We start from the raw sequence: 24,770 nt of genomic DNA, 5'->3' as shown, positions 1-24,770 counted from the left end.
TGAAGTAATTTATTAGAATAATAAGGACTGAGTAAGAGTTATCTGATGAAAGTCAGGAGCTTTGGCTTGGTCCTTTTATATAATAAAACTAATATTTTGACATGATTATAATAATAGAGTATAATAATAGTACGAAAAATAATACGTTTTTTATAATGAAATGAGGTGTTGCTGATGTTAGCAGTAAAAAGTATGGATGTAAGGGAGAATTTCAAATCATTTTGTGATAAGGTTTTTGCCGGGGAAACTTTAATTGTTTCAAGACCAAAAAATCAGAATGTTGTAATGATGTCAGAAGCACAATATAATGATATAATGAAAGCTAAGAGAAATACCGAATATCTGACTATGTTAGACAAGTCAATGTCAGAGGCTGAGTCTGGTAAATTTGTTTTAAAATCCATGGATGAGTTGGGAGAATATGAATAATGAATATTGTATTCACACCAACGGCATGGCAACATTATTTAGAGTGGCAAAAAGAAGACAAAAAGATTGTGAAACGAATTAATGAACTGATAAAGAGCATTGATAGGGAAGGAATTTTGCGAGGAATTGGTAAACCTGAAATTCTTAAGTACAGAAAAGTATGCAGCAGAAGGATAACGGACGAACATAGGCTTGTATATAATTTGGACAGTAATAATAACTTAATTATATATACATGTAAATACCATTATGAGGAATAGGTATATAAATATTTTAGATTTGAGGAAAATATGATTTGTGAAGATTTTGAAGTAATAGTAGTAGGTGCAGGGCATGCAGGCTGTGAGGCAGCACTTGCCGCAGCAAGATTAGGCAAGAGGGTGCTTATATTTACCGTAAGCGTGGACAGCATAGCGCTTATGCCCTGCAATCCCAACATAGGAGGAACATCCAAAGGACATCTTGTAAAAGAAATAGATGCGCTTGGCGGGGAAATGGGAAGGAACATAGACAAGACCTATATTCAGTCAAAAATGTTAAATAAGTCAAAAGGTCCTGCCGTACACAGCCTTAGAGCACAGGCGGATAAACACACCTATTCCTTAGAAATGCGTAAGGTACTTGAAAATACAGATAACCTTACTATTAAGCAGGCGGAAGTTGCAGAAATATTAGTAGAAGGCGGTAAGGTTGCAGGGGTTAAGACATATTCAGGTGCAGTTTATACTGCAAAGGCTGTTATTCTCTGCACAGGAACTTACCTTAAAGCTCGCTGTATTTACGGTGATGTAAGTGAATACACCGGTCCTAACGGACTGTCTGCCTCTATCCATTTAACAGATTCTCTCCTTAATATCGGAATTGACCTGAGAAGGTTTAAGACAGGAACGCCGGCTCGTGTGGACAAAAGGACAATAGATTTCTCTAAGATGGAAGTACAAAATGGAGATGAAAAAGTAGTTCCATTTTCATTTTTAAATGAAGATAAAGATATAGGAAGAGAGCAGATTCCATGCTACCTTACTTATACCAATGAGGAAACCCATAGGATAATAAGGGAAAATATTGACCGTTCACCGCTTTATGGCGGAATTATAGAAGGTGTAGGGCCAAGATATTGTCCGTCTATAGAGGATAAGGTAATGAGGTTTGCCGATAAGGACAGACACCAGATATTTGTAGAGCCTGAGGGAGAATACACCAATGAAATGTACGTGGACGGAATGAGTTCTTCCATGCCGGAAGATGTACAGGTAGCAATGTATAGGACTATTCCGGGACTTGAAAATGTACATATAGTAAGAAATGCTTATGCGATAGAGTATGACTGCATTGATGCTACCACACTTAAAGAAAGTCTTGAATTTAAGGTGGCTTCCGGACTTTTTGCGGCAGGACAGTTTAATGGAAGTTCAGGTTATGAAGAGGCGGCGGCACAGGGACTTATAGCAGGAATAAATGCAGTAAGGCTTATTGATAAGAAAGAACCGCTTATACTCAAACGCTCCGATGCGTACATAGGCGTACTTATAGATGATTTGGTGACAAAGCATACAAAAGAGCCTTACAGGATGATGACTTCAAGAGCAGAGTACAGATTGCTTTTAAGGCAGGATAATGCTGACCTGAGGCTTACAAAAATAGGCTATGAGATAGGACTTATTTCAAAAGAAAGATATGAGGCTTTGCTTAAAAAAGAAACTGATATAGAGACTGAAATAAAACGTCTGAAGTCAAAGACGATTGGCGGGAAAAAGGAAGTAAATGATTTTCTTACCGAAAACGGAAGTGCAGCCCTGCTTGGAGCAGTAACCCTGGCTGACCTTGTAAAACGTCCGGAACTTAATTACGAGCTTTTGGCTGCTATTGATAATGAGAGACCAAAGCTTTCTACGGCTGTAGGTGAGCAGGTAAATATCAATATTAAATACGAAGGCTATATCGAGCGTGAATACAGGCAGGTAGAACAGTTTAAGAAGATGGAAAACAGGCTTATACCTGAGGGTATAGATTATGAAAAGATAGATAATATAAGAAAAGAGGCAAGACAGAAACTCTCTGAGATACAGCCGCTTTCTGTAGGCCAGGCAAGCCGTATATCCGGGGTATCCCCTTCGGATATAGCAGTCTTACTGGTATACATAGAACAATTTTTAAGGAGCAGAAATGGGAATAACTGAGGCAGATATCAAAAGGATAAATGAGCTGTACCACAAGTCTAAGGCAGAAGGGCTGACAGTGGAAGAAAAGGCGGAACAAAAGAAACTAAGAGACGACTATGTTGCCGCCATAAGAGGTAATATAAGAAGTCAGCTTGAAAATGTAAAAGTAGTTGATGAAAATGGTAATGAAATACCGCTTAAGAGGAGAAAAAATGTATAAATATTTAATGTTTGATTTGGATGGAACCCTTGTTGAATCAGGAGACGGAATTGTTGCTTCGGCAAAACATGCTCTGGGGAAAATGGGAAGGGATATGCTTCCTGAAAATGAATTTATGAAGTTCATAGGTCCTCCGCTTTTTGATTCATTTAGAGATTTGTGTGGAATGAATCCTGAGGAAGCTGACAGAGCGATTGAGATTTACAGGGAGCATTATGAGTCGGCAGGATACTTGCTTGCTCCGATGTATGAAGGTGTTGTAGAAATGCTTGAAAAGCTTAAAGGAAAAGGTCATACACTTATGGTGGTTACCTCAAAGCCTGCACCTATAGCTGAGAAAATAATTGAAAAGCATGGAATTGATAAATATTTTGTCAATCTTACAGGACCTACACATGAAGAAAAGACAGTACACAAGGATGTAATGATTAAACGGGCTTTTGAGAAGAACGGAATAACCGATCCGAAGAGTGCGGTTATGATAGGTGACAGGAAGTTTGATATTGTGGCTGCCAATAAAAACGGAGTAGATTCTATTGCGGTAATGTATGGCTATGGAAACAGGGAAGAATTTGAAAAATACGGAGCTACCCATATAGCTGAAAAGTGCGGAGATATTGTGGGGCTGGTTTAATAAATCTTTTTGATAGTATCAAAACTATAATAAGAATTGATTTGAATAAATCTTATTAGAAAAAGATATAATAAAAAGGGGTAGAATACCCCTTTTTATTATGCTATATTATAGTCTGGCTTATTTTTGAATATGGTGTCTGTTTTAATTGCCAAACTACCGGTCCGTATTCGTATCTAACAAAACAAGGAGGCTATGATGGAACAGTTTTTTAAGATGAAAGAAAGAGGTACAAATGTAAAGGTTGAGACTATGGCAGGTATAACAACCTTTATGACCATGGCATATATTCTTGCCGTTAACCCAAGCATACTTGGGCAGACAGGAATGGATCAGAGGGCTGTATTTACAGCTACGGCACTTGCATCGGCACTTGCGTCATTCTGTATGGCATTGTTTGCCAATCTTCCTTTCGTTCTTTCGGCAGGAATGGGATTAAATGCATATTTTGCATTTTCCGTAGTACTAGGTATGGGTTATACCTGGCAGCAGGCGTTAACGGCAGTATTTGTAGAAGGCTTGGTGTTTATAGTACTTTCGGTTACGAATGTACGTGAAGCTATATTCAATGCAATACCTAATACACTTAAGGTGGCGGTATCGGTTGGTATTGGTTTATTTATATGTTTTATCGGACTTCAGAACTCTAAAATAGTAGTTGACGGTGCAACTCTTGTAACTCTTTTTTCCTTCAAGGGTTCAATAGAGAACGGAACCTTTAATTCAGCGGGAATTTCAGTTATTCTTGCTTTCTGTGGAATTCTGCTTATGACATACCTTTTATTTAAGAATGTAAAAGGTTCTATACTTATCGGAATGGTAGCGCTTTGGGTAGTGGGCATGATTCTTCAGGCAGCAGGTATTTATGTACCTAATCCTGATGCAGGATATTACAGTCTTTTTCCGACTCAAATATTTGATATGCCTGCTTCACTTGCACCTACATTTGGACAGCTTGATTTTTCCTTTATAAAGACAGCGGATTTTTTTGTAGTTATGTTTGCTTTCCTTTTCGTTGATGTGTTCGATACACTCGGAACACTTATCGGTTGTGCATCTAAGGCAAATATGCTTGATGAAAAGGGTGAACTTAAGGGTATAAAGGGAGCCTTGCTTGCTGATTCGGTAGGTACTATAGTCGGTGCGGTACTTGGTACTTCTACTATTACTACATTTGTAGAATCTTCATCAGGTATTTCAGAAGGCGGAAGAACCGGATTTACTTCCATAGTATCAGGACTTCTCTTCCTTGTGGCACTTTTCTTTTCACCTGTTTTCCTTGCAATTCCTGCATTTGCAACAGCACCTGCTCTTATAGTGGTAGGTTTCCTTATGCTCCAGCAGGTAACCAAGATTGACTGGAATTCTGATCTTTTAGAAGCGGTTCCGGCTTATATCTGTATCTTTGCAATGCCTTTTATGTATTCTATCTCAGAAGGTATTGCTTTTGGTGTTATTTCTTATGTAGTACTTAATCTTGTAGGTGGAAGAGGAAAGAAGATTACACCACTTATGTATGTACTTGCAGTGTTATTTATAGCTAAGTATGTATTGTTGTAAATAAACTTATTGGATAATTAGTATTATAATGCGGGGTTGCCGCACTAAAGAAGATATACAAAATATTGTGATTAGTTAAAAATAAGTTTACTGTATTTTGTATTGTTTTTCTTTGATGCGGCAGCCCCACTAATTATATGATTACGAAGATTTTATAGTTTTATGTCAAATTTATTCAGAATATGGTTTAAGTTAAGTTCTTTTGTTGAAAGAATTAAATCTGCTTCTGCCATCTCAGAGAGTGTGCCAACTCCTACTGCAAGCATTCCAGCCCTGTGTATGGCTTCAATACCGCTTTTTGCATCTTCGATTCCGATACATTCACCGGGTTGGATTCCTAAGTTTTTTGCGCAAACAAGGAAAATATCCGGGAATGGTTTTGTATTCGGAACTGATGCGGCATCCGCTATATAGTCAAAATATTTTTCTGCCTGAAGTTGTTTTATTATAAAGTTTGCGTTCTTGCTTACTGAAGCCAAAGCTGTTTTTATGTTATGAGATTTGAGTTCGCTCAGAAAATTCTCGATACCCGGAAGTATATCTGAAGGCTTAATTTCCTTTATCAGCTCTTTATAATGCTCATTTTTTCTGTCTGCAAGTTTTTCTTTTTCAAAAGCAGAGTATTTAGTTTCAGAATTTCCGTTTTTTAGAATTAACTCAAGACTTTCCATTCTGGATATACCTTTTAATTTTTCGTTATATTCTTCATCAAAAGGAATACCCAATTCATCGGCTAAACTTTTCCAGGCTAAATAATGATATTTTGCAGAATCTGTTACGACGCCGTCAAGGTCGAAAATAACAGCCTTTAATATTTTATTATTTATCATAAGTTTTCTCCTGTAATATTTTTCACGCTATCTCTGATACATAGCGTTGTAGGAACTAATATTTTAACACCGATTTTTCTTTCATTTTTAATCCTGTGTTCAAGTACTTCTACCGCATATTCCCCCATAAATTCCATATAAACGTTTACAGTTGTTAATGGAGGAATCATATACTTTGCTCCCGGAATATTATTAAAGCCTATTATACTGATATCTTCAGGGATATTAAGACCGAGCTCATATGCTGCACGGTATATTCCGGTTGCAACCGAGTCATTTGCGGCGAATATAGCGGTAGGCAGATTGTTTTCTTCGTATAATTCTTTTAAAAGTAATCTTCCTGCCTTCGCTTTATATGGACCGATTTTAATATACCTTTCGTCATATATGCCCATCTTTTTTAAGATATCGCAGAATTCTGTATATCTAAAATCTTCTTCAGGATTATCCTCAGGATTGTCGGGGCTTCCTCCTATAAAACCTATCTTTGAGTGGCCGTTTTTAATAAATTCATCTAATATTTCTTTAACTGCATTTTTATAGTCTACAGTAATAGTATCGCTTTGCGGGATTACGGAATATACATCTATAAAAATTGTGGGTTTATTCCAGCTGTATATAAGCTCCTTCATCTTTTTGCTGAAAGTTCCCGTACAAATTATGCCGTCCAGAGAATTTATCTTTTCGAGTGAAGTATTCAAGGCTATGACAGTGTTTTTATGTCCTTCTTCTTTAATTTTTTTTTCGATAGCTAATCTGATGCATAGGTAATAAGGATCTTCAAGTTCCTCTTCGGGAGAATACGAGTAAAAGGTGCCTATCTTAATCTTTCTTATGTTTTTTTTAGGAGATTTATGCTCATACTCTAATTCTTCAGCGACTTCAAACACACGTTTTCTTGTGGTTTCCTTAACATTTAACGACTCATCATGGTTTAATATTCTCGAAACGGTAGTCTGAGAAACTCGGGCTTTGTCTGCTATATCCTTAATTGTTACCATACAGGTGCCTCCATATATACTTATCTCTATTTATTTTTGTCTTAAGTTCTTTTTTTGAATTTAAGTTCAGATATTAAGACTGCGGATAATATCATAATTCCGCCTATTATCATTCGGGGAGTAATTTTTTCGCTTAAAATAAGTACTGAAAACAATGTACCAAATACGGATTCCATTGACAATATTATTGCAGCTTTAGTTTCGTCTACATATTGTTGAGACGTCGTTTGAAGAAAATAACACAAAGTTGTGCTGATTGCTCCCAGATAGATTATAGCATAAATTCCCTGTCTTGAAACATCTAAAATAATACCTCCGCTAAATAAAAGTCCCAAAAAGGATAGGATAAAAGCTGTAAGCATCTGTAAAAAGTTTAATATTGATGGTCGTATTCTTTCTGCAAATACTCCTGTAAGATATATTTGAAATGCGAACCCTACTGCTCCCAAAAGTGTTAACAGGTCGCCTATTCCTACAGAAAAATCACTTTGTAAAGATAGGATACCGACACCGACTAAAGCCATAATAGAGCCTACAATGCTTTTTTTATCCAATTTTTTTCTGCCTATGAAGTAGGCTATGATTGGAACTAAGATTACATTTGTAGCAGTGAGAAATGCATTCTTTGAAGGTGTTGTATATTTTAATCCCACAATCTGCAGTGCAAATCCGGCAAATAATGCTGTGCCTAAAACAAAACCACACAATAGTTCGTCTTTGGTGATGGTTGTGATTTTTTTATTTGCCAGAAGTCCCATTAAAACAGCTGCAATCAAAAATCTGAAGAACATTATTGTAAATGGACTTAATTCTTTTAAGGCTATATCACTTGCTACAAAACCGCCTCCCCAGATAATTGTAACAATTATAAGTCCGATTATTCCTAATATTTTTTTCATCTGTCTACCTTTTTAAAATTCAAATGTTAAGTTAAGCCTATAGTCATTAAACCTTACTTTATTTTTATATGTCTGCTCTTCACCACAGGAATTTGAACCAAGTCCTGAATGCTTGGCATCTATATGCAGGATTAATTCGTCACATAACTCAAGCTCTTCCCAGTGTTTAGCTTTTTCCAAAGCTTCTATTGTATAGTTGTGAACATCAAAACCTATAGGACTTTTTGAGTTTATTATCAGCTTGCCTTTATTGCTTTTAAGTTCTATGCGATTGGTTTCTTCCCTATGACCGTTTTCCTGCGGTTTAATATAGGCAGTGCTCATGTCATCTATGGATTTTAAATACACACCCTGCTTTGCATGTGATTTCATATCAGGATAGTTTTCGTCAGGACCTAATCCCCACCATTTAACCTTGTTAAAATCATTAGGAAGTTTAAGTTCAATTCCTATTCTCGGAATGAATTCAGGTGCAAAACTTGTGCGCCTAAAGCCTTTTAGTTCAAGATTCATATTTACTTTTCCGTCTGCAAAAATAAAATATTCGTATTTCGCCTTGAAACCGAAAGCCATACTTAACGGTGAAAAATATTTTTTAACAACTACTTTAATAAAATTATTGCACTCAATAAACTCGAAATGCTCCAATTGTTCCTGCTGTTTATGTATAAAATATTTTCCGTACCAATCTGCTACCTTATACATATCATTATCAATAGCTGCCCTCATCATATTCAATTTAGGCCCGGATGTTAAAATCTTATTATTTTTCTTTGTTATTTCAAGTAAATCGCCGGTTACTTTATTAAATTTAATGTTGCAGTCGGCGCATTTAATTTCTAAGGTTGTATGTAAGTTAATAATATCACAGCCTGAACTGCCTTTTATCTCATCAGTAGAGATATTTTCGGCTTCTTTCCTGCTTTTAATAAGAAGTTGAGTAAAGGATATCTCGTAGCCTTTTTCGCAATATGGCATATCCTTATTGTATATAAAAGACAGGTCTGCATAGCAGTCGGAATTACTGTCAGATGATTTATATGCACTGGCAATATCCGGTATAATAATACTTTTCTGTGAATGAGGCATTATATTTAATTCCGTTATCTTTCCTTCAGCTATAACGAGTTCGTCCTGCCAAATTTTATAAATCAGGCTTATATCTGAGGAATCCGCAAAGGAATTGTTATTTACCACGCAAATTTCCCCAGACTCAATATTTTTGGCATAAGCCTTAAACGGAGAAATGATTTGTTTATAATTTTTGAGTCCTGTGGAAATACTTCTATCGGGTGCCAATAATCCGTCCAAACAGAAATTGCTGTTATTTGGAGTATCTCCGTAATCACCGCCGTAACGGTAAACGTTGTTGCCGTTCTTATCTTTTTCTAGCAGTCCCTGGTCATACCACTCCCATATAAATCCGCCATGCAGACGCTCATATGTAGTAAATAAGTGTTGATATTCCTCCAGATTTCCCGGGCCGACACCCATACTATGTCCGTATTCGCACAATATATGAGGTTTTCCATGGGCATCATTTCCTTCGGCTATTTTAAGCAGCCCATCGAGCCTTGTGTACATTGTTGAATAAACATCACTTATGTCTGCGTTAGCATCTCCCTCATAGTGTATTAGGCGGGCACTGTCAAGTTTTCTTATAGCTTCTGCTTCAGCGGTTAGGTTGTCACCTGTAGATGATTCGTTTCCCAGAGACCACATTATGATTGATGGATGATTTATATGTTCCTTTACCATTCTTTCGGCTCTGTCAACATATGCACCTTCCCAGCTTTTTTCCTCATTTATCCATTTGTAATGCTCAATCCACTCAAAACCATGGTTTTCCAAATCAGCTTCATCTATTACGTAAAGTCCGTATTTATCACATAGTGAATAAAAGAAAGAGGCTTTAGGGTAGTGTGCACATCTGATTGCATTTATATTGTGGCATTTCATGAGTTTTATATCATCTTCGATAATATTTTTATCTACAGTCAAACCGTTCAGTGGTGAAAAATCATGCATATTTACACCGTTGAAAAGAATGGAAGTTCCGTTTATGAGAATTTTACCGTTTTCAACAGAAATCCTCCTAAAGCCGATGTCTATTACTGTACTGTCTATTGCTTTATCATTTTTAAAAACTGTTACCGATAGTTTATAAAGATTTGGTTTTTCTGCACTCCATGGATTAATATCAGGCATTTCTGCCTGCAATTTATAATAATCTTTATCAGCTTTTAGTGTTTTGCTTAAAATCACATTACCATCCGTATTTATTATTTCAGCACATACCTGGACATCGTTATTTTCATATACTTGTACAGATAAGTCCAACAACCCTTTATGTTGCTGAGAATCGTAGTCTGCTTTAACGATTACATCTTTTATACCGTCATTTGGCATGGAAATTAAAGTTACGTCTCTGAAAATACCGGACAACCACCACATATCCTGACACTCTAAATAGGTGCCGTCCGACCATTGATAAACTCTTACGGTAAGTTGATTTTCTCCGGGTATAATATATTTGGAAATATCAAATGAACTTCCCAGTCTGCTTACTTTGCTGTAACCTACATGTTCACCGTTAATCCAGATATCGTACGCGCTGCTTACTCCATCAAATCTTAAGATATTTTTTTGATTAATAAGTTCGCTGCTGATGTTAAAGTTTCGTCTATATATGCCGGTAGGATTTTCAGAGGGTACAAAAGGTGGATTTATCGGAAAAAGATACCACACATCAGTGTAATGATTCTTTCCGTATCCCTTTCTCTGCCAACAAGATGGAACGTATATTACATCCCAGTCGGTATCGTCAAAATCAGAACCAAAAAAATGGATAGGGGAGTATTCGGGAGCTTCTAAGAATTTAAATTTCCATTCCCCGTTGAGATTTATGCTGCATCCGTACTCATTGCTATGCTTGAAATCAGAGACTGCGTCTTCACGTCCCATCATTATAAGTTCTTCATCTTCCCAGCGTTTTTTTTGCCTTTCCATTATTATACCTCCGATTATTGTAATAAATAGAGATTATCATATAAGTAATATTTAGTCAATTTATTTTAGTAAAAATTTACCAATTTATTGAATCGGATTAAAAAATAGATGATTTTGCTTGAAATATAATATAAAAAGGATTCTAAGTTTTAACAGTAAAAATAAAGAATATAAATAATTATGAATAAATCAAGCGGAAACAGGCAGCAATATTTAGTTAAAATGATAATAAAATAATAAAAAATACAAAATACATATTTACTTTTTACTAAATAAAATGTATAATGATTTTACTAAAATATTGGAGGTATTTATGAAAAGTAAATTAGTCACAAAATGCGTTGCAGTTCTCTGCACTATGGCAATTTTATCAGCTTGTGGTCAGAACAAGGCTTCTGTTTCAAGTCAAAAGACAGAGAAAACAAAAATAAGATTTGCGTCTTGGGATGTTGCAGAAGATATTGACGTACAGCAGAAGCTGGTAGACGAGTTTAACAGCCAGCATAATGATATCGAAGTTGTCCTTGAGGCTTATGGAAAGGATTTTGACACAAAGATAAGTGCCGGTATGGGTTCAAAAGATGCTCCGGATGTTATGTATATGTGGAACTATCCGGCGTACAGTAACGGTTTGGAACCTCTTGATTCTTACATTGAAAAAGAAGGAGAAGATTTTAAGAAAAACTATTACTCAGCTTTATGGGATTATAATTCCATAGGCAATAAAATCTATGGAATGCCTGTAGGATTTACTACTCATGCCTTGTTCTATAATAAAGACTTATTTGAAAAAGCAGGCGTTTCATTGCCGACTGAGAATTATACCTGGGATGATTTAAGGGCTGCTGCAAAAACTATAACAGAAAAAACAGAAGCTAAAGGTTTTGCTTTTCAGATGAAACCTGATCCTTATGATTTTGAAATGTATCTTTGGAGTAATAATTCCGCTTATTGTGATGATAAGGGTAAGATGTCCGGAAAAATAAATTCACCGGAATCAGAAGCTGTATTTAAAATGTTTCAAGATATGGCAAAAGAAGAAATAGCCGCTGTTACAGAAGGAAACGGAACAGATGAGTTTAGAGCAGGACAGGTAGCTATGTATATATATGGCTCTTGGTCTATAAATTCCTTAAATGAAGATAAGATGAATTACGGTATAACAAAATTGCCAAGTTTTGGCACAGGATCTTCTGTAAGTATTTTGAGTTCTTCAGGAGTTGCAATGTCAAAAGATAGCAAAAATAAAGAGGCTGCTTGGGAATTTATGAAGTTTTGGACCGGAGAAAAGGCAAACAAAGCAAGAATAGGGCTTGAGCTTCCTGTTCTTGAAACAGTTATACAATCTGAAAAGATAATGGAAGATCAGACTTACGCGCCATTTTATAAAATGTTGGAGCAGAGTTCCGGGCATACTCCTGCAAGTTTTATTATGGAAAATTGGTCAGAAGTTTCTGAAAACCTTTCTTTAAGCTTTGAAGAAATGTTTAATCCAAGTTCTTATGCAGATGTGAAAGAAACTCTTGAACAAGCGGTAAAACAGTAATATTATTTGCAACTGCATCCTATATACCATAATAGGGTGCAGGTTGTCTTTTGTATAATAAAGGAAGGAAAAGTATGAGAAAAAAATGGATTAGAACTGCTACACCCTATTTATTTATTCTTCCTTGGATAATAGGACTTGTAGTGTTTACACTTGGACCGTTAGTGTTTTCTTTTGTTATGAGCCTTTGCAACTGGTCGCTCACCAGAGAACCCTATTTTGTAGGATTAGGTAATTATATAGAAATGTTTACTAAAGATAAGCAATTTATTAAGTCTCTGGGGATAAGTTTAAAATATGCGGCTATTTTTGTTCCTCTTAATATGGCTATTGCATTATTTTTGGCTATGCTAATAGCTCAACCTGTAAAGGGAACCAAGATATTCAGGACAATTTTTTATATTCCGTCTGTAATATCGGGTGTAGCGGTGTCTATAATATGGAGTTGGATACTTAACAGTGATTATGGAATTCTTAATTATCTGCTTTCACTTTTGGGAATACAAGGGCCTAAGTGGTTAGTAGACCCTGCTTATGCAATTCTTGCGGTTATCATAGCAAGTGCCTTTGGAGTTGGCGCAATGATGCTGATTTTTTATACAGATATTAAGGGGATTTCGTCTTCATTATATGAGGCGGCTTCCCTTGACGGGGCTTCTTCTGCCAGACAGTTTTTTTCTGTCACGCTTCCATTGATTACTCCGACTCTTTTATTTAACCTAATAACCTCTATTATAAGTTCTTTTCAGCAGGTTACTTTAGTTATGCTTTTGACCGGAGGAGGTCCGCTTAAATCAACATATTTTTATGGTTTGTACACATATAACAATGCATTCAAGCACCATAAGTTGGGATATGCCAGTGCAAATGCTTGGGTTATGTTTGTAATTATATTGATTATGACAATTCTGGTTTTTAAATCTTCATCAAGTTGGGTGTTCTATCAATCTGAAACATCAAAATATAAAAGGAAAAGGGGGAACTAGATATGCAGCTGTCTAAAAAAACTAAAGTTATTATTTATATCATTTTAGGGTTATTTGCAATTTATTTTATTGCTCCTTTTATATATATGATTTTTTCGGCTTTTAAGACGGAATCGGAGGCAATAGCCTATCCTCCTAAATTTTTGCCGTCAGAGTGGCATTTTGACAATTTTAAGAAAGCTTGGGAATCGCAGCCTTTTGGAACATATCTGTTGAATTCGATACTGGTAACTGTTCTGACAACTATAGGGCAGCTTATTTCCTGCTCTTTAACTGCTTATGGATTTGCCAGATTTGAATTTAAAGGCAGGAATGTTCTTTTTATGATATTAATGGCAACAATGATGATTCCATGGGATGTTACAATGATTCCGCAGTATATGGAATTTAATATGTTCAGGTGGATTAATACACTAAAACCGCTTATAATACCTGCTTGGTTCGGCTCTGCATATTATATTTTTCTTATGAGGCAGTTTTTGTTAAGTGTTCCACGAGATTTTGAGGAAGCCGCAAGAATAGATGGAGCTAATGCTTTTCAGATTTATTTAAAAGTATTTATGCCTATTCTTAGACCTTCTTTGATATTGGTTGCGGTATTGAATATGATAAGTGTATGGAATGACTATTTGGGTCCGTTAATTTTTTTGCAAGACAGAAGCAAGTACACACTTGCGCTTGGCCTTGCTGCTTTTAAAGGTGTACACAGTACAAAGATAATACCTATGTTATGTATTACCATAATTATGATAATACCTCCGGTGTTGACATTTATATTTGCAGGAAAACATATTGTTGAAAGTACAAGCGGAGCTATTAAATAAAGGAGCGAATAGATGAGTTCAGATATTTTTGTAGATAAGATTAGAAATCTTAAAAGTAAAGAAGAATTTATAATACCCGAAAATAAATATGAGGAAAAAGAAAATCTTAATTATGAAAGTTTATTTGCTCTGTCTAATGGCTATCTTGGTATCAGAGGCAGCCATGAAGAAGGGACAAAAAGTACACTTCCATATTTTTTTATAAATGGTGTGTTTGATAAATCAGAAACTTTTATGAGAGAACTTGTTGCTTTGCCAAATCCGTTAGGAATAAAATTTTATATTGAAAAAGAACTGATTGGTATAGAAAACTGTGAAATTCTTAAATATTCAAGAGAACTTGACATAAAGAACGGTATTCTTTGGAAATGTTTGATACTTAAAGATAAATATGGTAGAGAGACTAAGATAGAAGGATGTCGTTTTGTCAGTAGAAAGAATATACATAGAATTGGAATTATATATAACCTTACTCCGTTAAATTATGGCGGAATTATAGAAGTTGAAAGTGAAACTGATGGAAGAATTATAAATTTTCTGGATGCACCTCGATTTAAAGTAAAGCACACTAAGTTAGTTAGAAATGAAAAGCTTAATTCGTCGGGCGGAAATTATATTGAAGTTGCTACAAGAGATAATGAACTTCATGTGGGTGTGGGTTCTTATGTAGAAGCATATAAAGATGAGAAATTAATTTTGAATAATCGCAAGTTTAATGCATTTGGAGAACTCACTTCGGAATTTGGGGATGTAACTTTAGAAACAGGTGAAGTAGCAACTTTTATAAAATATATATCTGTATTCACTGAAAACGATGTAGATAAGGATGATATAAAGTTAAAATCTGAAAATGAAATTACCGGATTTTTAAATCAAGGAATCTTTGAAGAGCTTAAAGAGCATTGCTTAAAATACAAAAGCATGTGGGACATAGCGGATATAAAGATTGATGGTGACAAGGAATTAAATAAAGCAGTAAGGTTTAATATATTCCATCTTATGAGCACCGGAAGTGAAGTAAATGATAATATAAACGTAGGTGCCAAATTATTGACCGGTGAAGAGTATGGAGGTCATGCATTTTGGGATACCGAGCTTTTTATGCTGCCATTCTTTTCGTACGTATTTCCTAATATAGCAAGAAATTTAGAAACTTACAGATATAAACTTCTTAATGCAGCAAAAGAAAATGCAAGGAAAAATGGATTCAAAGGTGCTCAATATCCATGGGAATCGGCGGATGATGGTAGTGAACAATGTCCGGCGTATACTATAGAGCCTGATGGAAGTTGCTACAGATGCTATGTTGCTGATTATGAACATCATGTAACCGCAGCTATAGCCTATGGTATATATAACTATACAAGGATTACCGGAGATATAGATTTTTTCTGCAATAAGGGAATTTATATTCTTATAGAAACGGCCAGATTTTGGGCGAGCAGATGTGAGTATATATCTGAAAAAGATAGATATGAAATTCGTAAGGTAACAGGGCCTGATGAGTGGCATGAACCTGTAGATAATAATGTTTACACCAACTATTTGGCGCGATGGAATCTGCTTTATGTTAAGAGAAGTCTTGATAAAATAAAGGCTGAGAATAGTAAAATTTATTACAGTATTCTGGAGGAAACGCATTTTACAGATGAAGAAAGCACCCTATGGAGAGAAATTTCGGATAAAATATACCTTCCTAAAATGGAAGGAGTAAATATACTTGAGCAATTTGAAGGATACTTCAAGTTAGAGGACTGTATTATTGAAAAATATGATAAAAATGATTGGCCGATTAGACCTGAAATTCTAAAAACAATACCTGTTTATAAGACGAGGCTGATTAAGCAGGCAGATATTGTTATGTTACTTCATTTGCTTCGTGAGGAATTTACTGAGCAGGAAATTAAGGATAATTATTATTACTATGAAAAAAGAACCCTGCATGGTTCTTCGTTAAGTCCAAGTATATATGCTATAACAGGGCTTAAAATTGGTGATGCGAAAAAGGCATACAGGTATTTGAAAAGAGCAGCATTTATCGATTTGCTAAACTTACAAAAAAATACAAGAGAAGGTATACATGCAGCCAATGCAGGTGGAGTTTGGCAGGTGGTTATTTTTGGATTTGCAGGAGTTGATATTGATGAAGCGGGTGAATTGAGTATTAAGCCCAGTATGCCGAAGGAGTGGCGAAGCTTGAAGTTTAGATTGCATCACAGAGAAAAACTTTTGGAAATAACGGTTTATGGTGACAATAGGTATGAGGTTAAGAACATCAGTTAAGAAACTGTTCCTTGTTTGCACTTGAAAAAATTGAGGGAAAATTTACATTTGTGGCATACTTTTACGCATAAAAAAACAGATTTTCTAAACGAGAAAATCTGTTTTTTTAGAGGCGACAACCGGATTTGAACCGGTGATCAGGGTGTTGCAGACCCACGCCTTACCGCTTGGCTATGTCGCCTTATTAAAATTTAATTCTGAACTCAAGATTCGCTTAATGCCCTCTTTAGTCAAGAATTTAATATAAACTCCCCAAGTAGGGCTCGAACCTACAACATCACGGTTAACAGCCGTGCGCTCTACCATTGAGCTATTGAGGATTATCGACTGCCATAACAGTATAGCACCATAGAGAAGAATTTTCAAGTAGAAATTGTATTTTAATATATTTTAGGACAAATTAGGTATAATACATATAATTATCAGATAATTACACAACATTAATCTGGCAAGACCTCATAGTTTCAAGGGCTGCCTCATGCTTGGTAGGAGTTACACCGGCACAGCAGGAAGAATCAACCGTAATATCTATTTCAGGTAAATAAGCTTTTATCAAAAGCGCGTTGGAGACAACACAAATATCTGTACAGAGTCCTACTATTTCTATGGAAATATCTTCATTAGCGGCTATTTCTCTGATTTTATCTGCCAGCTTAACAGAGCCGAAAGTTCCCTTTTCAAATATATTGGAAGCAGGGATGAGTTTTTTTATTTCGGAGTTTATATCCCAGCCGTCAGTACCGCGGATGCAATGTTCTACAGGAAGGTGTTTTCCTTCTTTGGTAGTTAGATAATTATCTTCATGAGTATCCTTGGTGGCGAATACATTTTCAGCCGGATATTCTTTAATTTTGCTGATTACATTGTTTACTATCCCTACCGCCTCGTTAGTTCCAAGCGAGCCGTCTATAAAGTCTTTCTGCATATCGATTACTAATAATAATTTTTTCATATATTCTCCTGACAGTCAGATTATTTCAACTTGTTACACATTATATCATAAGTACTAAGTTCAGTCTTTGCCAAAATCGGCTCGTTTGCACAGCACTAGCACCTTCGGTGCGTCATCACTAAATTCATGCTTCGCTTTACAGCTCGCATTCATTAAGTGTTCACATTATATCATAAATAAAGAAGGAGGTTCAACATGAATGAATCTAATTCTTATTAACATATATCGGCCAGTTTATCGTGGATGTTCCGTAACCTAAGTCCAATTTAGGCTAAATTATATATTTGCTTTAGATTGTCTAAGCCTGCTAATCCGGTTATAAACAGAAATTGTGGATAGGCCTATAATCAGCAAAACAATATAAAACATTATCGGATGTGACAAACTGCGAGGCAAACAGCTGTCTGATATCAAGGCAAACAGTGGTAATGAATATAATATAATGGCTACAAATCGGCCTATTTTATCAAAGAATAAAGCTTTATCTATATTAGACATTCTGTTAATCAAATATGAGGTCAAGCAGAATTCTGCAAACTTAACAATTATAATTATAACTATACCGACAGGAAGTAACCCACGTGTATACAGCAGATAACTTGCAGTAAAGATAAAAAAGAAATCTGTTCCAACGTCTAATATGGAGCCAAATTTGCTTGTTACTTTGTAATGGCGGGCAAGTTTTCCGTCAAAAAAGTCTGTTAGAGCTATAATTAAAAATAGCAGACTGCAAATAAGTAATTTGTTTTTTTCATAAAATAAACTAAAGTTAAACATTATTGTAATTGGTATTCTTGATAATGTTAGTACGTTTATTAAAATCTTTTTAAAAATAAAAAAATGATTGTACACGATATATCCTTTCCGGAGTTATATTGAACTAACTGTATTTTACCTAATTTATTTATATTTGCATAGTATTTTTTTAAATAACATGGTATAATCAAGCACAATTTCAATATATAAGCTATTTGGAAAGGACTTTTAACCGATTATGAATATGAGAGCCAGAGGACTAAAGGATTACTATTTAAGCAAAGAATTTGAAGATAAATATAATTATGAGGGTGAACTCGGAGTAAGCTCAAGTGAAGCGGGAACTGTGTTTAAGCTTTGGTCGCCTATTGCGGAAAAAGTAGATTTAAGACTTTTTGAAAATGGTACAGGTGGCGAGCCTTGGGTTGTATTTCCTATGGAGAAAAAAGCCAAGGGAGTATGGGAATATAAGACAGATAAAAACTTAAAAGGAAAATACTATGACTACCTGCTGATTATAGAAGGGAAAGAAAGCATATCTTCAGATCCTTATGCAAGGGCTTGCGGGCTTAACGGTGTAAGGAGCATGGTTATTGACTTAAATGAGACCAATCCGAAGGACTGGGAAAATGACAAAGCGCCCGAAAGAGAAGTGGAAGATATAATCTATGAGCTTCATGTCAAGGAATTTTCCTATGCTAAAGAAGGCGGATTTCCTGAAAATGTCAGGGGGACATATAAAGCGTTTTCTGTGGATAATACAAGTTTACGAAATGAAGGCAAAATTCCTACAGGTCTGAATTATGTAAAAGAACTTGGTGTTAATCATATCCAGCTTATGCCTGTCTATGACTATGCTTCGGTTAATGAAGACGGAACAGGGGCACAGTTTAACTGGGGTTATGATCCGCTTAATTATAATATACCTGATGGTTCATATTCTACAGATGCAGCTAACGGAGAAGTGCGTATTATTGAGTTTAAGGAAATGATTCAGGCACTTCATAAAAAAGGCTTTAGAGTTATTATGGATGTGGTCTACAATCATACCTTTGATTTGGATACGAGTCTACAAAAGACTATGCCATACTACCACTATAGAATAGATGAAAAAGGCGACCTCTCAGATGGTTCAGCCTGTGGCAATGATATAGCTTCTGAAATGCCTATGACGGAAAAATATATCATTGATTCAGTACTTTATTGGGCAGAAGAATACCATATAGACGGTTTTCGTTTTGATTTGATGGGATTGCTTACGGTAGACGTAATGAATAAGATTCAGAAAGTCCTAGATGAGAAATACGGGCGTGGTGAAAAACTTATTTACGGAGAACCATGGTCTGCGGAAGCGTCTTATATGGAAAAGGGAGCAGAAGGTTCGTATAAAAAGAATATTGCAAAACTTGATGAGTATATAGGAATTTTCTCGGATGATATAAGGGATTCAATAAAAGGTCATGTATTTTATGAGGATGAGGTCGGATTTGTGAACGGAGATGTAAACTTCATAGATGATATAGAGAAAGGACTGACTTCATTCGGACTGTCTCCTAAACATATAATCAGTTATGTTTCCTGCCATGATAATCACACTCTTTGGGACAAACTCAGTATTACAACCAAGGATGTGGCAAAAAGGCTTAAACAGTACAAACTTGCTGCAGCTATTTATATGAGTTGTCAGGGAAGAATATTTATTTATTCGGGCGAGGAGTTTTTAAGAACCAAAAATGGTGAGCATAATACCTTCAATATGCCGATAGAGTTAAACAGAATTGACTGGAATCTTGTAGAAGAAAACAAGGACATGGTAGAGTATTACAAGTCTCTGATTAAACTGCGTAAAGAGCTTACAGGACTTTGTGATAAAGATTCTGATGCCGGCAAAAATATTGAAACTTTTATAAAGGAGAAAGGGTTATTAGGTGTTAAGGTTGTTAATAAGACAATAGAAACTGCAGAACCTTTATATAAAGAAGCTGTTATTATCTTTAATGCAAATGATGAGGCTGTTAAGGTGAAACTTCCTGAAGGAGATTATAAGGTATTGCTTGATTCGGACAGCTTTGGAAAGGGAGCATCTGACGAAGTTCTAACAGGTGAGATTGAGGTTCAGGGAAGCAGTGCTGTGTTTTTGGGGAAGAAGTAGGAAAGGGGTAGATTGATGGACATAAGATACATTACTTCATCTGATGATAAAAATAAAATAAGCAAGATATATGAAGATAGTTGGAGGTATGCTTATAGTGGTATTATTCCGCAAAACTACTTAGATGCTATTCAGGAAGGACACTGGAGTAATAGCTTGGAAATCCCCGGATGGAACACTATGGTTTGTGTTCAGGATGGTGAATATATAGGAACAAGCACCTTTGGTAAATCAAGAATCGAAAAATATAAGGACTCAGGTGAAGTGATCTCGATATATTTTTTGCCGAAATACATTGGTAAAGGATATGGCAAAAAAATAATGGATACTGTAATGAGTGAGTTAAGAAAAGAAGGATTTAGGGAAGTATTTCTATGGGTGCTTGAGGGAAATAGAAGAGCCAGGCATTTTTATGAAAACTACGGATTTGAAGTTTGTGAGGATTATATGGAAGAAAAAATCGGTGGTAAAGCATTGATGGCTGTAAGATATGTTTTTCGATTTAAATAGAAACGGATAAATCTGGACTTGTTTAATTTACAAAAAGAATAAATACTATATTGATAAATTTAAGAAACGATAAGCAATAAGAAACTAATCGTTTCTTAAATTATTTTTTAAAAAACCTATTGACCATAACGTAACGTAATAGTATATACTCTGATTTGTCAGGAGGAAACAGAAATGTATTTGATCAAAAAAGTAAGTGAAATCAGTGGCGTATCGGTGCGCACTTTACACCATTATGATGAGATTGGGCTACTATCTCCGGAAAAGCATGAGAATGGTTACAGATATTATAGTGAAGAAGACTTGCAGATTTTACAGACAATATTGTTTTATAAATATCTGAATTTTCCGCTTAAACAGATTAAAGAATTGCTGACAACAGGAGAAAAAGAATGTCTGCCTCATTTGAGAAATCAGCTTATTTTAATGAAAAATGAAAAGGAAAGACTTCTGACGCTTATAGACACATTGGAAAAAACAATCAGAGCAAAAGAAGGGAGAACTATTATGTCTATGGAAGAAAAATTTAAGGGATTTACATATCAGGACAATGAGAAGTACAAGAAAGAGGCAATGGATAAGTATGGCAAAGAAGTTATAGAAGAGTCGGTAAACAGGCAAAAAGATAATGAAAAAGAGGTTGTTGACGGATTCAACAATATTTTCTTTGCTTTTGCAGAGAATCATTCAAATGGAATTGAGGCTACAGCAAAAGAAAATGTCGAACTTGCAAGGAAACTTCATAAGCATCTATGTAAATGGTCATTTGACTGTTCGCTTGAAGCACTTTCAGGTATTGGCTATGGCTATGCCAAAAATCCTGAGTTCAAAAAGAATATAGATCAGTTTGGAGAAGGAACAGCGCAATATGCCTGCGATACAATTCAGCAATATGTAAGTGAAGAAAGAAGATAAAAATTCGGAAGGGATTCTGATGATATTTTAGAATCCCTTTTAATAGTTTAACAAAAACATCTGAAAAATAGGGCAAAATAAGCGGTATAAGGATATTGTTAAAAAAATATCAAACTTATTTCAAAAAACTTTATAAAAGTTGTTGACAAACATACCCGTTCTATGGTAAAATATTATCCGTTGCTTCACAAGAAGTCGCTTAGTAAAAATATTATAAATGTAGCAAATAAGCAGTTTCTGAGGCAGAGAACTTTGATAATTAAATAGTGAGACAATCTTGAAAATTCAAACGAACGCGTATGAGTAGTAATACTTATACAACCTTGACATTAAATTCTTAATGAATACAAGCCGCAGGCGAAGTATGAATTTAGAATTTAAGTCGTTCTTTCGAAGCTTAGCGAGAAAGAACATCCTTATAAAACAGTAAAAATTATCAACTTTAGCCGGTTGATAACGGAATAAGCAAGAGATGATAAATGTCAGCTTGTTCTGGGCATAATTTTCTTAACGAATACAAGCTTCTGCGAAGTATGAGTTTAGAAAATTAGTCGTTCTTTCGAAGCAAAGCGAGAAAGAACTTCCAAACAAACATATTTATATGAGAGTTTGATCCTGGCTCAGGATGAACGCTGGCGGCGTGCCTAACACATGCAAGTCGAACGGAGATTACGGACGGAAGTTTTCGGATGGAAGCCTGTAATTCTTAGTGGCGGACGGGTGAGTAACGCGTGGGCAACCTGCCCTATACAGGGGGATAGCAGCTGGAAACGGCTGGTAAGACCGCATAAGTCGGTTAAATCGCATGATTTGATCGGGAAATGAGCAATCAGGTATAGGATGGGCCCGCGTCCGATTAGCCAGTTGGCAGGGTAAAAGCCTACCAAAGCGACGATCGGTAGCCGGACTGAGAGGTCGGACGGCCACATTGGGACTGAGACACGGCCCAAACTCCTACGGGAGGCAGCAGTGGGGGATATTGCACAATGGAGGAAACTCTGATGCAGCGACGCCGCGTGAGTGAAGAAGTATTTCGGTATGTAAAGCTCTATCAGCAGGGAAGATGATGACGGTACCTGACTAAGAAGCCCCGGCTAACTACGTGCCAGCAGCCGCGGTAATACGTAGGGGGCAAGCGTTATCCGGATTTACTGGGTGTAAAGGGAGCGCAGGCGGTTTTGCAAGTTGAGAGTGGAAGCAGGGGGCTCAACCCCCTGACTGCTCCCAAAACTGTAAAACTTGAGTATGGGAGAGGCAGGCGGAATTCCTAGTGTAGCGGTGAAATGCTTAGATATTAGGAAGAACACCGGTGGCGAAGGCGGCCTGCTGGACCAAAACTGACGCTGAGGCTCGAAAGCGTGGGTAGCAAACAGGATTAGATACCCTGGTAGTCCACGCTGTAAACGATGAATACTAGGTGCTGGGAGGCATAAGCTTTTCGGTGCCGTCGCAAACGCATTAAGTATTCCACCTGGGGAGTACGTTCGCAAGAATGAAACTCAAAGGAATTGACGGGGACCCGCACAAGCGGTGGAGCATGTGGTTTAATTCGACGCAACGCGAAGAACCTTACCCGGTCTTGAGATCCTCCTGAATACTGAGTAATGTCAGTAGTCCTTCGGGACAGGAGAGACAGGTGGTGCATGGTTGTCGTCAGCTCGTGTCGTGAGATGTTGGGTTAAGTCCCGCAACGAGCGCAACCCCTATTTTTAGTAGCCAGCGGTTCGGCCGGGCACTCTAAAGAGACTGCCGAGGATAACTCGGAGGAAGGCGGGGATGACGTCAAATCATCATGCCCCTTATGACCGGGGCTACACACGTGCTACAATGGCAGTTACAGAGGGAAGCGAAGATGTGAATCGGAGCAAATCTCAGAAAGGCTGCCTCAGTTCGGATTGTAGTCTGCAACTCGACTACATGAAGCTGGAATCGCTAGTAATCGCAAATCAGAATGTTGCGGTGAATACGTTCCCGGGTCTTGTACACACCGCCCGTCACACCATGGGAGTCGGAAATGCCCGAAGTCAGTGGCCTAACCGCAAGGGAGGAGCTGCCGAAGGCAGGTCTGGTGACTGGGGTGAAGTCGTAACAAGGTAGCCGTATCGGAAGGTGCGGCTGGATCACCTCCTTTCTAAGGAAGAAGAAGTAGAGATTGTCTTACTGTTTAGTTATCAACGAGCAACGTGGATGCGAAAGAAAAATTTGTGAAAGCTTGCTTTCAGACAAATTTTTATGAGCAGACACACTGCGACTTACTCTAGCGAGGACGAATGAAGTGAGTTCGAGCTAGAAGGAAGGCGTGAGTTGCAAGTTTTGGGTAACAAAATACGTCTGGTGGCGATGCGCCCGGGGGTAACACCCGTTCTCATCCCGAACACGAAGGTTAAGGCCCGGGCGGCCGATGGTACTGCACTGGAGACGGTGTGGGAGAGTAGGTGGCTGCCAGACATTAAATTCTTAATGAGCTCAAGTCGAAGACGCAGAGCGAGTTTAGAATTTAAGTCGTTCTTTCGAACGCAGTGAGAAAGAACTTCCTCTAATAAACCCTACACTCTTCGAGTGAGAGCGAAGCTCGAACGGAAGTAACTAAAAAGAATTAAAAATTGAAATAACAGATTAGCTTAAAAATAATAATTAGAAGACTAAAAACTTCGATTAGTGATTTGATGTAATCAAAGACTAAAGATTAGTTATCAAACCTTGATTATATCAAATGACTGATTGAAGATGAGCTAAGACTTCTCAAATGGGAAGAACAGCTTGTAACCACAGTCAAATGTACCTTGAAAACTGCATACCGAACAAATATTTATGCAAGTATAGCTTTTAGTGATTTAATCATTAAGAGATATACAGCTAGATATGAAACAACATCGAGACATTGTTTTCTTGATGAACACAAGTTGAAAACGAAGTGTGAATATAGAAAACAGGTCGTTCTTTCAAGCGTAAGCGAGAAAGAACTTCATATATTCTTTTTGTTTAATGAAAAGAATAAGATAATTATTAAAAGATTTTATAACAGTACGCTAGCTGTTATAGAATCATTAAAGAGAACCAAATGAGTTATCTAAAATACAGTTGAGATGGGTCACTCGCAGA

General features: G+C 36.6%; 19 protein-coding genes, 2 tRNA genes and 2 rRNA genes. 15 read left to right on the top strand and 8 right to left on the bottom strand.

The window, feature by feature from the left end; all coding sequences use genetic code 11:
* Nucleotides 1-174: 174 nt before the first annotated feature.
* From GCWU000282_RS03595 to GCWU000282_RS03570, 6 genes are all read left to right on the top strand, one after another.
* Entirely contained in the window at nt 175-429 is a 255-nt protein-coding gene (locus GCWU000282_RS03595) for a type II toxin-antitoxin system Phd/YefM family antitoxin (RefSeq protein WP_023353643.1), read from the top strand.
* On the top strand, nt 429-689 hold the full coding sequence (locus GCWU000282_RS03590; protein WP_023353642.1) for a Txe/YoeB family addiction module toxin: 261 nt from the start codon (nt 429-431) through the stop codon (nt 687-689). The genes GCWU000282_RS03595 and GCWU000282_RS03590 overlap by 1 nt, the downstream gene beginning before the upstream one ends.
* Nucleotides 690-719: 30 nt before the next feature.
* A complete protein-coding gene (gene mnmG / locus GCWU000282_RS03585; RefSeq protein ID WP_023353641.1) occupies nt 720-2,609 on the top strand; it encodes a tRNA uridine-5-carboxymethylaminomethyl(34) synthesis enzyme MnmG in 1,890 nt (629 codons plus the stop codon).
* Nucleotides 2,596-2,811, top strand: a complete 216-nt coding sequence (locus tag GCWU000282_RS03580) for a DUF896 domain-containing protein (RefSeq protein WP_023353640.1) — start codon at nt 2,596-2,598, stop codon at nt 2,809-2,811. The genes mnmG and GCWU000282_RS03580 overlap by 14 nt, the downstream gene beginning before the upstream one ends.
* Nucleotides 2,804-3,445: an HAD hydrolase-like protein gene (locus tag GCWU000282_RS03575; RefSeq protein WP_023353639.1), complete on the top strand. Its 642-nt coding sequence runs from the start codon at nt 2,804-2,806 to the stop codon at nt 3,443-3,445. Before GCWU000282_RS03580 ends, GCWU000282_RS03575 begins: the two co-directional genes overlap by 8 nt.
* A gap of 198 nt (nt 3,446-3,643) precedes the next feature.
* Nucleotides 3,644-5,005: an NCS2 family permease gene (locus tag GCWU000282_RS03570; RefSeq protein ID WP_035039207.1), complete on the top strand. Its 1,362-nt coding sequence runs from the start codon at nt 3,644-3,646 to the stop codon at nt 5,003-5,005.
* 152 nt (nt 5,006-5,157) lie between these two features.
* Here GCWU000282_RS03570 and pgmB read toward each other — a convergent pair whose 3' ends face one another.
* The 4 genes from pgmB to GCWU000282_RS03550 are packed head-to-tail and all read right to left on the bottom strand — an operon-like array spanning nt 5,158 to nt 10,744.
* Nucleotides 5,158-5,835, bottom strand: coding sequence for a beta-phosphoglucomutase (gene pgmB / locus GCWU000282_RS03565; RefSeq protein WP_023353637.1), 678 nt, complete (start codon nt 5,833-5,835; stop codon nt 5,158-5,160).
* Entirely contained in the window at nt 5,832-6,836 is a 1,005-nt protein-coding gene (locus GCWU000282_RS03560; RefSeq protein WP_023353636.1) for a LacI family DNA-binding transcriptional regulator, read from the bottom strand. Before GCWU000282_RS03560 ends, pgmB begins: the two co-directional genes overlap by 4 nt.
* Before the next feature lie 41 nt (nt 6,837-6,877).
* Nucleotides 6,878-7,735, bottom strand: coding sequence for a DMT family transporter (locus GCWU000282_RS03555; RefSeq protein WP_023353635.1), 858 nt, complete (start codon nt 7,733-7,735; stop codon nt 6,878-6,880).
* Nucleotides 7,736-7,747: 12 nt separating this feature from the next.
* Complete coding sequence (locus tag GCWU000282_RS03550) at nt 7,748-10,744, bottom strand: glycoside hydrolase family 2 TIM barrel-domain containing protein (protein ID WP_023353634.1); 2,997 nt, start codon at nt 10,742-10,744, stop codon at nt 7,748-7,750.
* A gap of 313 nt (nt 10,745-11,057) precedes the next feature.
* Here GCWU000282_RS03550 and GCWU000282_RS03545 point away from each other — a divergent pair, with 313 nt between their 5' ends.
* The 4 genes from GCWU000282_RS03545 to GCWU000282_RS03530 all read left to right on the top strand — a co-directional run bounded on the left by GCWU000282_RS03545 (nt 11,058) and on the right by GCWU000282_RS03530 (nt 16,383).
* Nucleotides 11,058-12,290, top strand: coding sequence for an ABC transporter substrate-binding protein (locus GCWU000282_RS03545; RefSeq protein ID WP_035039203.1), 1,233 nt, complete (start codon nt 11,058-11,060; stop codon nt 12,288-12,290).
* Nucleotides 12,291-12,364: 74 nt separating this feature from the next.
* Nucleotides 12,365-13,276, top strand: coding sequence for a carbohydrate ABC transporter permease (locus tag GCWU000282_RS03540; RefSeq protein ID WP_023353632.1), 912 nt, complete (start codon nt 12,365-12,367; stop codon nt 13,274-13,276).
* 2 nt (nt 13,277-13,278) lie between these two features.
* Complete coding sequence (locus GCWU000282_RS03535) at nt 13,279-14,100, top strand: carbohydrate ABC transporter permease (RefSeq protein ID WP_023353631.1); 822 nt, start codon at nt 13,279-13,281, stop codon at nt 14,098-14,100.
* A 12-nt stretch (nt 14,101-14,112) separates the two neighbouring features.
* The gene (locus tag GCWU000282_RS03530; protein WP_023353630.1) at nt 14,113-16,383 is read left to right on the top strand and encodes a glycoside hydrolase family 65 protein; all 2,271 of its coding nucleotides are present in this window, start codon (nt 14,113-14,115) and stop codon (nt 16,381-16,383) included.
* A 110-nt stretch (nt 16,384-16,493) separates the two neighbouring features.
* Here the strand turns inward: GCWU000282_RS03530 and GCWU000282_RS03525 are convergent.
* The 4 genes from GCWU000282_RS03525 to GCWU000282_RS17625 all read right to left on the bottom strand — a co-directional run bounded on the left by GCWU000282_RS03525 (nt 16,494) and on the right by GCWU000282_RS17625 (nt 18,187).
* Nucleotides 16,494-16,564 (bottom strand) — tRNA-Cys (locus tag GCWU000282_RS03525).
* A gap of 67 nt (nt 16,565-16,631) precedes the next feature.
* Nucleotides 16,632-16,703 (bottom strand) — tRNA-Asn (locus GCWU000282_RS03520).
* Between the two features lie 110 nt (nt 16,704-16,813).
* The gene (locus tag GCWU000282_RS03515) at nt 16,814-17,335 is read right to left on the bottom strand and encodes a cysteine hydrolase family protein (protein ID WP_023353629.1); all 522 of its coding nucleotides are present in this window, start codon (nt 17,333-17,335) and stop codon (nt 16,814-16,816) included.
* Between the two features lie 276 nt (nt 17,336-17,611).
* The gene (locus GCWU000282_RS17625) at nt 17,612-18,187 is read right to left on the bottom strand and encodes a CDP-alcohol phosphatidyltransferase family protein (protein ID WP_207637269.1); all 576 of its coding nucleotides are present in this window, start codon (nt 18,185-18,187) and stop codon (nt 17,612-17,614) included.
* Nucleotides 18,188-18,329: 142 nt separating this feature from the next.
* Here GCWU000282_RS17625 and pulA point away from each other — a divergent pair, with 142 nt between their 5' ends.
* From pulA to rrf, 5 genes are all read left to right on the top strand, one after another.
* Nucleotides 18,330-20,243: a type I pullulanase gene (gene pulA, locus GCWU000282_RS03505; protein WP_023353627.1), complete on the top strand. Its 1,914-nt coding sequence runs from the start codon at nt 18,330-18,332 to the stop codon at nt 20,241-20,243.
* Nucleotides 20,244-20,258: 15 nt separating this feature from the next.
* On the top strand, nt 20,259-20,753 hold the full coding sequence (locus GCWU000282_RS03500) for a GNAT family N-acetyltransferase (protein ID WP_023353626.1): 495 nt from the start codon (nt 20,259-20,261) through the stop codon (nt 20,751-20,753).
* A 174-nt stretch (nt 20,754-20,927) separates the two neighbouring features.
* Nucleotides 20,928-21,668 (top strand): MerR family transcriptional regulator, encoded by a 741-nt coding sequence (locus GCWU000282_RS03495; RefSeq protein WP_023353625.1) that lies wholly within the window; start codon nt 20,928-20,930, stop codon nt 21,666-21,668.
* Nucleotides 21,669-22,265: 597 nt separating this feature from the next.
* Nucleotides 22,266-23,799: ribosomal RNA gene (locus GCWU000282_RS03490) — 16S ribosomal RNA — on the top strand.
* Nucleotides 23,800-23,998: 199 nt separating this feature from the next.
* A 5S ribosomal RNA gene (gene rrf / locus GCWU000282_RS03485) occupies nt 23,999-24,116 on the top strand.
* Nucleotides 24,117-24,770: the final 654 nt, after the last annotated feature.

The sequence above is a fragment of the Catonella morbi ATCC 51271 genome, assembly GCF_000160035.2.
Classification (GTDB): domain Bacteria; phylum Bacillota; class Clostridia; order Lachnospirales; family Lachnospiraceae; genus Catonella; species Catonella morbi.
Note: the sequence above shows the minus strand (reverse complement) of the source record. Positions and strands in the feature narration are given on the sequence as shown.